Genomic DNA, 13,228 nt, shown 5'->3' on the forward strand with positions numbered 1-13,228 from the left:
GGCCGGCACCCGCTCGGGTGCCGGCCCCTTCCGTTCCCCCGGGCTCACTGCCGTTGGCAGGGCCCGCCGCTGACGGGAGGTCAGCGGACGGGGCGTCAGTTCCAGTCGAAGCCGGCCGGGTCGGGACCGATCCGCTGCCCGGTGGCGAGGCCCGCGACGGCCGCCAGGTCCTCGGCGTCCAGCTCGAAGCCGGTGACGTCCAGGTTCTCCCGGATCCGGGCGGGGGTGACCGACTTCGGGATGGCGATCACGCCGGACTGCAGGTGCCAGCGCAGCACCACCTGGGCCGCCGTGCGGCCGTGCTTGGCGGCGACGGCCAGCAGGGCGGGCTCGGCCAGCAGGTCCTTGCCCTGGCCCAGCGGGCTCCACGCCTCGGTGGCGATGCCGTGCTCGGCGTGCAGGGCGCGCAGCTCCTCCTGCGGGAAGTACGGGTGCAGCTCGATCTGGTTGAGGACCGGCTTCACCTCGGCCTCCTTCAACAGCAGCTCCAGGTCCGGCACGCGGAAGTTGGAGACGCCGATCGCGCGCACCCGGCCCTCGGCGTGCAGCTGCTCGAAGGCGCGCCAGACGTTCACGAAGGCGTTGCCGTGCATCGGGCGCGGCCAGTGGATCAGGTACAGGTCCAGCACGTCCAGGCCGAGGCGGCCGAGCGACTCGTCGAAGGTGCGCAGCACCCGGTCGCGGCCCTGCTCGCCGGACCAGTCGACGGTGCCCGAGTTCCACAGCTTGGTGGTCACGAACAGCTCGTCGCGGGGCACGCCGGACTCGGCGATCGCCCGGCCGGTGCCCGTCTCGTTCTCGTAGATCTCGGCGGTGTCGACCGAGCGGTACCCGGCCTCCAGGGCGGTGCGCACGGCGGGGACGGCCTCCGCGTCCGGCACCTGCCAGACGCCGAAGCCGAGCTGCGGGATCCGCACGCCGTTGTTCAGCGCGATCGAGGGGATCGGGGGTACTGCGGGAGTGCTGCTCACTGGAAGGGGTGCCCTTCGGTTGTGCTTCTGCTTCCGGAGCGCTGGCAACGGCGGTGAACACCGGCTTATTCCCGCGCACCGGGAGTTCCCCGGAACGGATGAAAACGGGACGGGACGGCGGCCGGATCGGGCCGGTCCGCCGGAAAACCCGTTGCGTGCGTCACACGGCGGAGGCCAGGCTCGCCGCATGTGACGAGCCGACCACCCGCTCCGCCGCGCACCCCCGACGCGCCGGGCCCCACCGGGCCCGGCCGACGCGCCCGCCCGCGCCGGTGCCCCGCCCGCCGGGCCGTCCGGGCCCGTCCGTCCCGCCCTGCCCCGTCCCACCCCGCAACGGAGCGACCATGCCGCTCGTCCCCCTGCCGCTGCCCGACCCCGGCAGTCCCGACCTCAGCTCCCCGCGCGGCTTCCTGCGCTGGCTCGGCCGCGCCCAGCGCCGCGGCCGGCTGCTCGCCACGCTCTGGAGCACGCTGGAGCTCGGCTCGCTGGCCGCGCTGCCCGTCGCGATCGGCCGCGGCGTGCAGGCCGTCGTCGACCACGACACCCGCGCCCTGCTGGCGGCCGGGCTGCTCGCCCTGCTGCTGTCCGCCGTGCAGACCGCGATGACGGTGCTGCTGCACCGCCAGGTAGTGTGGAACTGGATCCAGGCCGCCTCCCAGATCCGCCAGCTGGTGGCCCGTCAGGCCTCCGCGCTCGGCGGCGGGTTGAGCCGGCGGATCGCCACCGGCGAGATCGTCGCCGTCTCCAGCGGCGACGTCGAGAAGATCGGCTGGTACGTCGAGCTCACCGCCCGGCTGTACGGCGCGGTGCTGGCCTGGCTCGGCGTCAGCACCGTGGTGCTCTGGCGCCAGCCCGGCCTCGGCCTGGCCGTGCTGCTCGGGGTGCCGGTGCTGGCCGCCGCGGTGTGGCCGCTGCTCGGGCCGTTCGAGCGGCGCTACGACGAACAGCGGGCGCTCGGCGGCAAGGCGTCCGAACTGGCCGCCGACACGGTGGCCGGGCTGCGGGTGCTGCGCGGCATCGGCGGCGAGGAGCTGTTCCTGAACCGGTACCGGGCCGCCTCCCAGCGGGTCCGCGCCGCCGCCGTCCGGGCCGCCCGCACCTGGGCGGTGATGCAGGCCCAGGAGGTGCTGCTGCCCGGCCTGTTCGTGGTCGGCGTCACCTGGTACGGCGCCCGGCTCGCCCTCGACGGGTCGATCGGCGTCGGCGAGCTGATCGCCGTCTACGGCGCCACCGCCTTCCTCGCCGCCCCGCTGCGGGTCATCGGCGAGGCCGCGCACGCCTGGAGCGTCGCCCGGGTCTCCGCCGGGCGCGCCGTGCGGGTCCTCTCGCTGACCAGGGACGGCGAACCGGCGGGCGGCGCGGAGCCGGCCCGGGAGGCCGGGGCGGAGCTGCTGCGCCGGGCCGACCGCTCCGACCTGCACGACCCGGTCAGCGGGCTGACCGCCCGGGCCGGTCGGCTGACCGCCGTGGTCTGCGGCGACCCGGACGCGGCGGGCGAGCTGGCGGCCCGGCTCGGCGGGCGGCCGGTGCTCGCCGAGGGGCGGCGGGCCGACCCCTCGGTCCGGCTCGGCGGCGTCGAACTGGACGGCCTGCCGCTGGCCGCCGCCCGGGCCGCGGTGCTGGTCCACGACAAGGATCCGGTGCTGCTCTCCGGCACCCTGGCCGAGCTGTTCGACGTCCCCCGCTCCGGCCGGGTCGAACCCGCCGAGGCGCTGGCCGCCGCCCGCGCGCAGGACGCGCTGGAGGCGCTCGTCGACGGCTCTCCCGAGTGCGCGGGGGACCCGATGGCGGCCCGGATCACCGAACGCGGCCGCTCGCTCTCCGGCGGCCAGCGCCAGCGCCTCGCCCTGGCCCGCTCGCTGGTGGCCGACCCGCCGGTGCTGGTACTGGACGAACCGACCAGCGCGGTCGACGCCCACACCGAGTCCCGGATCGCCGCCGGCCTGCGCGAACTGCGCTCCGGGCGCACCACGGTGGTCTTCGCCACCAGCCCGCTGCTGCTCGACCGGGCGGACACCGTCCTGCTGCTCCAGCACGGCCGGGTCGCCGCCACCGGCACCCACCGCGAGCTGATGGCCGGCGAGCCGCGCTACCGGGCCGTCGTCACCCGGGAGGAGAACCCGGCCGGGGCGCCGGAACCAGCGGATCAGGCGGAACCGGCCGGGGCCGCCGCGGCTCCCGCCGGGCCCGGAGCGGCCGGGGGCGCGCCGTGACCGGGCCGCCGCACCGGCGCACGAGCCGGCGGCCCGACCGCACCAGCAGGCGTCCGCACGTCCACCGGAACCGAAGGAGCACGCCGTGAAGCCCCCGAAGATGCACGAGCAGGGGCCGGTCACCACCCTGCCGGTCGGCTCCGCCGCCGCGGTGCGGGCGTACGGGCGGATGCTGCTGCGGCGGCACCGCGGCGGCCTGGCGGGGGTGGTGGCCCTGCACGGGACGGCGACGGTGGCGGGGCTGGTCGGGCCCGCGGTGCTCGGCTCGCTGGTGGAGTCACTGGCCACCGGCGGCGGCGGGCGGGTCACCGCCGCGATCGGGTGGTACCTGGCCGCGCTGGTGGTCCAGTCGGCGTTCACCGGGCTGTCGCTGCTGCGCGGCAGCGTGCTCGGCGAGGAGGTGCTGGCCGACCTGCGGGAGGACTTCCTGGTCCGCTCGGTGGCGCTGCCGCTCGGCGTGCTGGAGCGGGCCGGCACCGGCGACCTGGTCTCCCGGGGCACCACCGACATCGACCGGCTGGCCCGCTCGGTGCGCGACGCGGTCCCCGAACTGGTGGTCGCCCTGGTCTCGGTGGCCCTGGTGCTCGGCGCCCTGCTGGTCACCTCCCCGCTGCTGGCCGCCACCGCCCTGCTCGGCCTGCCCCTGCTCCTCCTCACCTCCCGTTGGTACTTCCGGCGGGCCCCGCAGTCCTACCGCAACGAGTCGGCCGGGTACGCGGCGGTCAACACCGTGCTCGCCGAGACGGTCGACGCGGGGCGGACGGTCGAGGCGCTGCGGCTCGGCGACCGCCGGGTCGAACAGACGGACCGGAAGATCGAGAGCTGGATCGAATGGGAGCGCTACACCCTCTGGCTGCGCAGCGTCTGGTTCCCCACCGTGGACGGCACCTACGCGCTGGCCGTGCTCGGCACCCTGGTGCTGGGCGGCCTGTTCGCCCTGCACGGCCTGATCAGCCCGGGCCGGCTGACCACCGGCGTGCTGTACGCCCAGGCCCTGGTGCACCCGGTCTCCCGGCTGCTGCGCTGGTACGACGAACTGCAGATCGGGCAGACCTCGCTGGCCCGGCTGGTCGGCGTCCGCGAGGTCGCCGACCCGGAGACCGACGAGGCGCTGCGCCCGGACGGCCGCCGGGTCGAGGCCCGGCAGGTCAGCTTCGGCTACCGCGAGGGGACGGACGTGCTGCGCGACATCACGCTGGACGTCGAACCGGGCAGCCGGGTCGCCCTGGTCGGGCCGTCGGGGGCGGGCAAGTCGACGCTGGGCCGGCTGCTCGCGGGCATCTACGCGCCGGGCCGCGGCCGGGTCACGCTCGGCGGGGCGCAGCTGTCGCGGATGCCCGCCGAGCGGGTGCGCACCGAGGTCGCGCTGGTCAACCAGGAGCACCACGTGTTCGTCGGCACCCTGCGGGACAACCTGCACCTGGCCCGGGCGGACGCCGACGACACCGAGCTGCGGACCGCGCTCGCCGCGGTCGACGCCACGGAGTGGGTGGACGCGCTGCCCGACGGGCTGGACACCGAGGTCGGCTCCGGCGGCACCGCGCTGACGCCCGCCCAGGCCCAGCAACTCGCGCTGGCCCGGCTGGTGCTGGCCGACCCGCACACCCTGGTGCTGGACGAGGCCACCTCGCTGCTCGACCCGCGGGCGGCCCGGCACCTGGAGCGCTCGCTGTCCCGGGTGCTGGCCGGCCGCACGGTGGTGGCGATCGCCCACCGGCTGCACACCGCGCACGACGCCGACGTGATCGCGGTGGTCGAGCAGGGCCGGATCACCGAGTACGGGTCGCACCCGGAGCTGGTGGCGTCCGGCGGGCCCTACGCGGCGCTCTGGCGCTCCTGGCGGGACGAGCGGTAGCCGGCCGGGGGCGCGCGGGTGGCGCCCCCGGCCGGCTACCGGCGGCGCCGGGCGGGTCGGATCAGGGCAGCTTGAAGGTGCCGACGATGCTGGTGGCGCCGAGGACGTGGGGCTGGATGGCGGTGGTGACCTCTTCGTAGGTCAGCCCGGCGGACGGGAGGGTGGGGGTGGAGAGCGCGTAGAGGGTGAAGACGTAGTGGTGGGGCTGGCCGGTGGCGGGCGGGCAGGGGCCGCCCCAGCCGACCACCGGCATGCCGTTGGTGTCGAAGCTGTTGGCGCCCTGGGTGTACTGGAGCTTGCCGTGGCCGTCGATCCGGCGGGCGTCGCCGGGGATGTCGTAGAGCACCCAGTGGTGCCAGCCGCCGGCCAGCGGGGCGTCCGGATCGTTCACCAGCAGGGCGTAGCCGAGCGTCCCGGCGGGGGCGTTGCGCCAGTCCAGCCGGGGGGCGAGGTTCTTGCCCTGGCAGGGGGCGCCCTCGGCGCCCGGTCCGCCGAACTCGGTCCACTGCGGCAGTTTGCCGCCGTCGTGAAAGTCCGGGCTGGTGAGGGTGAAGGGGGTGAGGCGGGCGGCACCCGCGGTGGCGGTCGGGGCCGCGGCGGCGACGAGCGTGCAGCTGACGGCCAGGGCGGCGGCGAGGGCGGCCGCGCGGCGTCCGGGTCGGCGGTAGGTGGTCAATTGGTCCCCCCCGGGGAAGTGAGTTGACTGTCCGTCACGGTGACGGCGGTGCCAGCCAATCGGTGTTCCGGGAGGGGGTCAAGGGGGCGGGTGGGGCAGGGGCTGCTTCCGGCCGGTGACGGCGGGGCCGCTCTCGGCGCGGCCCGTGCGGCCCGTGCGGTCCGTCCGGCCCGCGCGTCGGCCCGTGCGTCGGCCCGGGCGGCGGCTCGTGACGCGGACGGGTGAATGGGCGGCGACGGCGGGGTGGCGCGGCGGCCGGCGGGTCGGGGCCGGGCGCAGACTGCGGGGGTGACCAAGACATCAGGTGGTTCTCCGTCAGGTACCCAGCGCAACGAGATCGCGGGGATCCCGACCCGGTACATCGGGATCGGCGTCATCGTGGTGCTGGCGGTCTGGTTCCTGTTCGCCAACCTGGAGAAGGTGAAGATCCAGTTCTGGGTGTTCACCGTCACCTGCCCGCTCTGGATCGCGCTGCTGGCGACGCTGCTCGCCGGGACGGCGCTGGGCTGGCTGCTGAAGGGACGGCGCAGCAGGTGACGGCGCCGGGGGAGCACAGGGGGGAGAGCGCGGGGGCGGGGCCGGCCGGCGGGGCCGGGGAGCCGCTGATCGAACTGCGCAGGGTGAACAAGCACTTCGGCCAGTTGCACGTGCTGCAGGACATCGACCTGACGGTGGGCCGGGGCGAGGTCGTGGTGGTGATCGGCCCGTCCGGATCGGGCAAGTCCACGCTGTGCCGGGCGATCAACCGGCTGGAGACGGTGGAGAGCGGCACCATCCTGATCGAGGGGCAGCCGCTGCCCGCCGAGGGCAAGGGGCTGGCGAAGCTGCGCGCCGAGGTGGGGATGGTGTTCCAGTCCTTCAACCTGTTCGCGCACAAGACCGTGCTGCAGAACGTGACGCTCGCGCAGGTCAAGGTGCGCAAGCGGGGGAAGGCCGAGGCCGAGGCCAAGGGCCGCCGCCTGCTGGAGCGGGTCGGGCTGGCGGCGCACGCGGACAAGTACCCGGCGCAACTGTCCGGCGGCCAGCAGCAGCGGGTGGCGATCGCCCGGGCGCTGGCGATGGACCCGAAGGCGCTGCTGTTCGACGAGCCGACCTCGGCGCTCGACCCCGAGATGATCAACGAGGTGCTGGAGGTCATGCGCGCGCTGGCCGCCGAGGGGATGACCATGGTGGTGGTCACCCACGAGATGGGCTTCGCCCGGTCGGCCGCCAACCGCGTGGTGTTCATGGCCGACGGGCGGATCGTCGAGGACCGCGTCCCCGAGGAGTTCTTCGCGGACCCGCGCAGCGAGCGCGCCCGGGACTTCCTCTCCAAGATCCTGAAGCACTGATGGGGCCGGGGACGATGGGACGCGTCGGGGCACTGGTGCTCGTGCTGCTGCTCGGGGCGGCGGCGGCTTGCGGCAAGGAGGGCACCCCGCCGCCGAAGGGCCCGCAGGCGGGCGCGCTGCCGAGCTACCAGGTGCGCACCGGCGACCCCGTCACCGGCTCGCCGACCCTGGACGCGGCCCGCTCGCGCGGTCACCTGGTGGTCGGCGTCAAGGAGGACCAGCCGTACCTGGGGCAGAAGAACCCGGCCACCGGCGAGTACTCCGGCTTCGACATCGAGATCGCCAAGATGGTCAGCGCCGACCTGGGCTTCGGACCCGGGCAGATCGAGTTCCGCACCATCGCCTCCGCCAACCGCGAGACGGCGCTGCAGAACGGGCAGGTCGACTTCTACGTGGGCACCTACACCATCAACGACAACCGCAAGAAGCTGGTCGGCTTCGCCGGGCCGTACTTCATCGCCGGGCAGGGCCTGCTGGTCCGCAAGGACGAGACGAAGATCAACGGTCCGCAGGACCTGGCCGGGCGGAAGGTCTGCTCGGCCGCCGGGTCGACCCCGTACCAGCGGATCCAGCAGGACTACCCGCAGGCCAAGCTGATCGGTTACGACACCTACTCGGCCTGCGTGGACAACCTGATCACCGGTCAGGTCGACGCGGTGACCACCGACAACGCGATCCTGCAGGGCTATGCGGCAAAGGTGCCGGACGAACTGAGGATCGCGGGGAAGCCGTTCTCCCAGGAGCCGTACGGCATCGGAGCGCCGAGGAGCGACACCGTGCTGCGGCTGGCGCTGGACGACGCGCTGCAGCGGCACGAGGAGAACGGCAACTGGAAGCAGGCGTACGAGGCGACCCTCGGCCTGTCCGGGGTGCCCGCGCCCGAGCCGCCGGCGATCGACCGCTACCAGTAGGAAGGAGGAGGACGGGGTGGACGTCCTGACCGACAACTGGTCCACGTACTGGCACGGGTTCCTCGGCACGCTGTGGCTGACCCTGGTCAGCGCGGTACTGGCGCTGGTGCTCGGGGCGCTGGTGGCGGGGTTCCGGGTGTCGCCGGTGAAGCCGCTGCGGGTGTTCGGCACCGGGTGGGTGACGGTGCTGCGCAACACGCCGCTGACGCTGCTGTTCTTCATCGTGGTACTGGGGCTGCCCCGGTTCGACATCACGCTGCCGTTCTTCACCTTCGCGGTGCTGGCACTGGGCTGCTACACCTCGGCGTTCGTCTGCGAGACGCTGCGCTCCGGGGTGAACACGGTGCCCGCCGGGCAGGGCGAGGCGGCCCGCAGCCTGGGCCTGACGTTCACCCAGACGCTGGGCCTGGTGGTCCTGCCGCAGGCGTACCGGGCGGTGGTCGCCCCGCTGGGCAGCGTGATGATCGCGCTGGCGAAGAACACCGCGATCGCCGGGTCGTTCAGCGTGGTCGAACTGCTCGGCAGCTACCGGACCATCAACGAGCTGGGCTACGGCATCGTCTGGACCTTCGTCTGGATCGCGCTCGGCTACCTGATCCTGACGCTGGCGATCAGCGCCCTGTTCAACGTGCTGGAGCGACGGGTGGCGGTGTCCCGATGACGGAGGTGTTCCGATGACGGTGGAGTCCTCCGCGCTGTACGACGTGCCGGGCCCGAAGGCGCTGGCCCGGCACCGGCTGTACGGGTGGCTGGCGCTGCTGGTGATCGCCGCCGTGCTCGGCTGGGTGGTCTACATGCTGTTCCACACCCAGCAGTTCACGTACCAGAAGTGGATGCCCTTCGAGTACAAGGGCGTCCAGGAGCTGCTGCTGCGCGGCCTGGGCAACACCCTGAAGGCGTTCGGCTGGACGGCGCTGTTCGCGCTGCCCTTCGGCGCGCTGTTCGCCGCCGGGCGGCTCTCCGACCACCGGGCGGTGCGCTGGGCGTCCACCGTGGTGGTGGAGTTCTTCCGGGCGATGCCGCTGCTGGTGATGATCTTCTTCATCTTCGTCGCCCTCAAGGCCCCGCCGATGTGGGCGCTGGTGGCCGGGCTGACGCTGTACAACGGCTCGGTGCTGGCCGAGGTGTTCCGGGCCGGGGTGCTGGCGGTGCCCAAGGGGCAGCGGGAGGCGGCGTACGCGCTGGGGCTGCGCAAGACCCAGGTGATGGCGTACGTGCTGGTGCCGCAGGCGAACCGGGCGATGCTGCCGACCATCGTCAGCCAGCTGGTGGTGGCGCTCAAGGACACCTCGCTCGGGTTCCTGATCACCTACGAGGAGTTCCTGCACGCCGGGAAGCTGATCGCCACCAACCTCGACTACGACCTGCCGTTCATCCCGGTGGTGATGGTGATCGCCCCGGTCTACATCGGCATGTGCCTGCTGCTCTCCTGGTTCGCCAAGTGGCTGGAGCGGCGCGGGCGGCGCAGCCCGAAGGCGAAGGGCGGCGCGCCGGTCGCCCCGGCGGGGCTGACGCCCGATCCGCAGGGGTAGCGGACGGTGACGGGGCGGGTCGGTTAGGGTCAGTGGGTCGACGATCGATGCCGGTCCCCGAGGAGTCGCCGCATGTCCGTGCCGCCCGTGGAGTCCGCAGGGGCCGTGCTGCCCAGTCGCCGGGATCCGGCCGAGCCCGAGGTGCTCGACCGGCGGGAGAGCGCGGGCGGCGAGGTGGTGCTGCGGCGGCGCGGCGGGCACTGCGAGGTGATCGTGAACGGCTGCTTCCTGATGGACACCGTCGACGGCCGCTCCGAGCGGCTGCTGGTGGCGGCCGCGCTGGACGGGCTCGCGGCGGTGGCGCGGCCCAGCGTGCTGATCGGCGGGCTGGGCGTCGGCTTCTCGCTGGCGCACGCCGCCGCCGAGCCGCGCTGGTCGCGGATCGCGGTGGTCGAGCGGGAGGCGGCGATCATCGACTGGCACCGCACCGGCCCGCTGGGCGCGTTCTCCGCCGGGGCGCTGGACGACCCCCGGGTGGAGGTGCTGCACGCCGACCTGGTGGCGTACCTGGCGGGGGCGGGGGAGCGCTACGACGCGCTCTGCCTCGACATCGACAACGGGCCGGACTGGACGGTCGGCGCCGAGAACGACCGGCTGTACGGCCCGGCCGGGCTGGCGAGCGCCGCCGCCCGGCTCAACTCCGGTGGCGTGCTGGCGGTGTGGGGGGCGCAGCCGTCCACCGCCTTCGAACTGGCGCTGCGGGAGGCCGGGTTCACCGGTGTCCGGACCGAGGAGATCCCGGTCGAGCGCGGCGTGCCGGATGTCGTCCACCTGGCACGCCGCGCCTGAACTACCCCGTCACTTCAGGCCGTTGGCGAGCGCTGTCATCAACTCGCCGTTGGCGGTGTCCCCGTCGAAGGACCAGATCATCGCTCCGGCGAGGCCCTGCTCCTTGATCCAGCCGGCCTTCCGGGTGATCTCGGTCGGGTCGTCGTAGGTGTAGAGCACGGTGCCGTTGTAGAGGTACGCGTGGCCGGCCACCGGGTCCCGGTAGAGGGTGTAGCCGCCGCCGGCCAGCTTCTCCTTGAGCTTGTAGTAGTCCTCGAAGCCGTTCTCGTAGCTGCCCGGCGCGGGGCCGGTCGCGGTCTGGAACAGGCCGTTGGTGGTGCCGCGCGGCACGCCCGTCCAGCCGCGGCCGTAGAACGGGACGCCAAGGGTCAGCTTGGACTTCGGGGCGCCGCCGTTGACGTACGCGTTGACGGCGATCTCCGAGCTGAACCGCCGGTCCGGGGCGGACGGGTCGCCGGCGGCGACCTTCAGCGCGGACTGCTGGTTGGTGGTCGTCTCCCAGGCGCCGTGGTAGTCGTAGCCCTGGACGGTGGCGAAGTCGAACGCCCCGAACAGGCCCGGGATGTCGATGCCCGCGGAGATCTTCGCCGGGTCGGCGGGCAGGAAGGCGCTGAGCGTGTAGTGCTTGCCGGTGGTGGCGCCGAGGGCGTCCAGCTGGCGGCGGAACTCCTGGGCCAGCAGGGTGTAGTTGGCCTTGTCGGCCGGGCGGATCACGTTGCCGAGGTGGCCCTCCGAGTTCGGCCACTCCCAGTCCAGGTCGATGCCGTCGAAGATGCCCGCCGCCGAACCGGCGCCGCCGCGGCCGTCGATCACCGGCAGGTTGCCCTTGATGTACAGGTCGATGCAGGAGGAGACCAGCGCCTTGCGGGAGGCGTCGGTGGCCGCCGCGTCGGAGAACCACTTGCTGTAGGACCAACCGCCCAGCGAGATCTGCACCTTGAGGTTCGGGTACTTGGCCTTGAGCTGCTTGAGCTGGTTGAAGTTGCCGGCCAGCTTCTGGTCCCAGGTGTCGGTCGTCCCGGCCACCGAGGTGCCCGCGTCCCAGCCGCGCCCGAAGTCCGCCCAGGCGTCGCCCGCACCGTCACCCGCGTTCGGGTCGGAGTCGTTGCCCGCCGCCTTGTTGGTGAGGAAGCACTGCTTGGTGGAGGGGTGGATGTTGGCGAACGCGTAGTTCAGGTAGTCCAGCTTCGCGGCGCTGCCCGAGGTGTCCAGCTTCTTCACGCTGTAGCCGCGGGCGTACACCGACCACTGGGTGAAGTAGCCGATGGTCAGGCCGGTCTGCGGGTTGACCTTGCCGGTCCGCAGGGTCACCGGGTTGGACGCCGGGGAGGTGTTGCCCGCCGCGTCCCGGGCCTTCACGGTGAAGGTGTACGGGGTGTCGGGGGACAGGCCGGAGACCGTCGCCGCGGTGGTGGGGGCGGCGACCGTCAGGGCCAGCGCCCCGCCGTCGTACACGTCGTACGCCGTCACCTCGACGTTGTCGGTCGACGGGCCCCAGGCCAGGCCGAGGGTGCTCGCGCCCGCCGAGGTGCCCACCGGGGTGCCCGGGGCGGTTGGGGCCGCGGTGTCCGGCGGCGGCGGGGCGATGGTGACGCCGACCGGGGCGGAGGCCGCCGAGCGGTTGGCCGAGGTGTCGAACGCGACCACGGTGAAGGCGTGCCGGCCGTCCGCCAGGCCGGTGAGCGTCACCGCCGTGCCGTCGCCCGTCACCGTGGACACCTTGGTGGCGCCCTCGTACACGTCGTACCCGGCGACCTTCACGTTGTCGGTGGACGCCGTCCAGGACACCGTCGCCCGGCCCGCGCCGGACTGCGTCGCGGTGAGGTTCGTCGGCACGGACGGCGCCTGGTCGTCCCCGCCGCTGCCGTCGCACGGCTTGCCGTTCAGCTTGCAGTTCTTCGGTTCCGCGAATGGGCCCGAATAGGCCACGTTGAAACCGAAGTCGTACGAGGCGCCGGGCGCGATCTGCGGCTGCCAGCCCGGGTTCTTCACGGTGACGTGGGAGGCCGCGGCGGTGTACGTGGCGTTCCACAGCGAGCCGAGGGTGTTGTTCGCGGGGAGGTCGAACTCCAGCGTCCAGCCGTTGATCGCGGCGCTGCCGGCGTTGCTGATGGTGTAGCCGCCGCCGTAACCCGAGCCCCAGTCCTGGTCCTTGTGGAAGACCGCGGTGGGCTCGGCCGCGTGCGCGCTCTGGGCCGGAAGGGAGACGGCCAGCAGCGGGGCGAGCAGGCTGCCGACGGCGAGGAGGGGGAGGCGGTACCGACGTCTGCGCATGGGGACTCCTGTGTCCGGGAGCCGCGGCCGCGCGCGGGGCGCGCGGACCGGCTCCACTGCCTGTGGGGGAGGAGGGGTGCGTGTGCAGGTGCGGCGGATCTTCCGGCCGTCGGGGAGCTCGGAGGTCCTGTGTCATTGGAGGGTAGGGAGTAGGTAATGGAATGGCAATGGGTCTGGACCACGCGGAAGTTTCCGCATTGAGGAGGGAATTCGCGTTCCGGACCGCCCGGTGGGCGGGCCTCCGAGCACGGGGGCGAGGTGGGGGTGATGTGTGCGACACGCGTTCCCAAGCGCCCGGCGGTGCGGCATGATCATTGGCATGCTCGAACATCAGATCGAACTGCTGGGCCAGCTCCTGGAGGAGTTCGGCGCCCTGCGGTTCCCCCCGGACTGGTACGACCGGGAACCCGACGGCGAATCCCTGGTCACCCTGGCCACCACCCTCGCCGGCTGCACCGTCGCCACCCTCGACGGCCCCCTCGGCGCCCGCCACCGCGAGCACCTGCGGCAGCGCCGCGCCCTGCTCGCCGAGCTGCTGCCGGCCGTCGCCGCCGACTCGTACGCCACGAGCTACTTCGTCGCGCTCTACCGGATGGCCGTCCTGGCGGAGGAGGTCGACGACCGGCGGGCCGGGGTGAGGTGACGGCCTTTCGGCGGGTCGGTGGGCCGGCCCGCC

At 73.5% G+C, this 13,228-nt stretch carries 12 protein-coding genes; 9 read left to right on the forward strand and 3 right to left on the reverse strand.

Going from position 1 to position 13,228, the window contains the following annotated elements:
- Window positions 1–95: 95 nt before the first annotated feature.
- Window positions 96–971 (reverse strand): aldo/keto reductase, encoded by an 876-nt coding sequence (locus tag ACWEO5_RS24380; protein WP_452164416.1) that lies wholly within the window; start codon window positions 969–971, stop codon window positions 96–98.
- A 344-nt stretch (window positions 972–1,315) separates the two neighbouring features.
- Between ACWEO5_RS24380 and ACWEO5_RS24385 the strand changes: the two genes are divergently transcribed.
- A complete protein-coding gene (locus tag ACWEO5_RS24385; protein WP_452164417.1) occupies window positions 1,316–3,184 on the forward strand; it encodes an ABC transporter transmembrane domain-containing protein in 1,869 nt (622 codons plus the stop codon).
- A gap of 100 nt (window positions 3,185–3,284) precedes the next feature.
- Window positions 3,285–5,039, forward strand: a complete 1,755-nt coding sequence (locus ACWEO5_RS24390; RefSeq protein WP_452164439.1) for an ABC transporter ATP-binding protein — start codon at window positions 3,285–3,287, stop codon at window positions 5,037–5,039.
- 61 nt (window positions 5,040–5,100) lie between these two features.
- Here the strand turns inward: ACWEO5_RS24390 and ACWEO5_RS24395 are convergent, their stop codons facing one another.
- The gene (locus ACWEO5_RS24395; RefSeq protein WP_344550616.1) at window positions 5,101–5,715 is read right to left on the reverse strand and encodes a YbhB/YbcL family Raf kinase inhibitor-like protein; all 615 of its coding nucleotides are present in this window, start codon (window positions 5,713–5,715) and stop codon (window positions 5,101–5,103) included.
- Window positions 5,716–6,003: 288 nt separating this feature from the next.
- On the opposite strand from ACWEO5_RS24395, the gene ACWEO5_RS24400 reads away from it, so the two are divergent.
- The 6 genes from ACWEO5_RS24400 to ACWEO5_RS24425 all read left to right on the forward strand — a co-directional run bounded on the left by ACWEO5_RS24400 (window position 6,004) and on the right by ACWEO5_RS24425 (window position 10,278).
- Complete coding sequence (locus ACWEO5_RS24400) at window positions 6,004–6,252, forward strand: LapA family protein (RefSeq protein WP_344550615.1); 249 nt, start codon at window positions 6,004–6,006, stop codon at window positions 6,250–6,252.
- 65 nt (window positions 6,253–6,317) lie between these two features.
- The gene (locus ACWEO5_RS24405) at window positions 6,318–7,046 is read left to right on the forward strand and encodes an amino acid ABC transporter ATP-binding protein (protein WP_452164440.1); all 729 of its coding nucleotides are present in this window, start codon (window positions 6,318–6,320) and stop codon (window positions 7,044–7,046) included.
- A gap of 14 nt (window positions 7,047–7,060) precedes the next feature.
- Window positions 7,061–7,957 (forward strand): glutamate ABC transporter substrate-binding protein, encoded by an 897-nt coding sequence (locus tag ACWEO5_RS24410; RefSeq protein ID WP_452164418.1) that lies wholly within the window; start codon window positions 7,061–7,063, stop codon window positions 7,955–7,957.
- A gap of 16 nt (window positions 7,958–7,973) precedes the next feature.
- Entirely contained in the window at window positions 7,974–8,618 is a 645-nt protein-coding gene (locus ACWEO5_RS24415) for an amino acid ABC transporter permease (RefSeq protein ID WP_452164419.1), read from the forward strand.
- A 13-nt stretch (window positions 8,619–8,631) separates the two neighbouring features.
- Window positions 8,632–9,489: an amino acid ABC transporter permease gene (locus tag ACWEO5_RS24420; protein ID WP_452164420.1), complete on the forward strand. Its 858-nt coding sequence runs from the start codon at window positions 8,632–8,634 to the stop codon at window positions 9,487–9,489.
- 72 nt (window positions 9,490–9,561) lie between these two features.
- Window positions 9,562–10,278: a spermidine synthase gene (locus ACWEO5_RS24425; RefSeq protein WP_452164421.1), complete on the forward strand. Its 717-nt coding sequence runs from the start codon at window positions 9,562–9,564 to the stop codon at window positions 10,276–10,278.
- Window positions 10,279–10,287: 9 nt separating this feature from the next.
- On the opposite strand, the gene ACWEO5_RS24430 is transcribed toward ACWEO5_RS24425, so the two are convergent.
- On the reverse strand, window positions 10,288–12,552 hold the full coding sequence (locus ACWEO5_RS24430) for a glycosyl hydrolase family 18 protein (RefSeq protein WP_452164422.1): 2,265 nt from the start codon (window positions 12,550–12,552) through the stop codon (window positions 10,288–10,290).
- A 319-nt stretch (window positions 12,553–12,871) separates the two neighbouring features.
- On the opposite strand from ACWEO5_RS24430, the gene ACWEO5_RS24435 reads away from it, so the two are divergent.
- The gene (locus ACWEO5_RS24435; RefSeq protein ID WP_344550609.1) at window positions 12,872–13,195 is read left to right on the forward strand and encodes a hypothetical protein; all 324 of its coding nucleotides are present in this window, start codon (window positions 12,872–12,874) and stop codon (window positions 13,193–13,195) included.
- Window positions 13,196–13,228 lie beyond the last annotated feature (33 nt).

The sequence above is a fragment of the Kitasatospora sp. NPDC004272 genome (genome assembly GCF_053603035.1).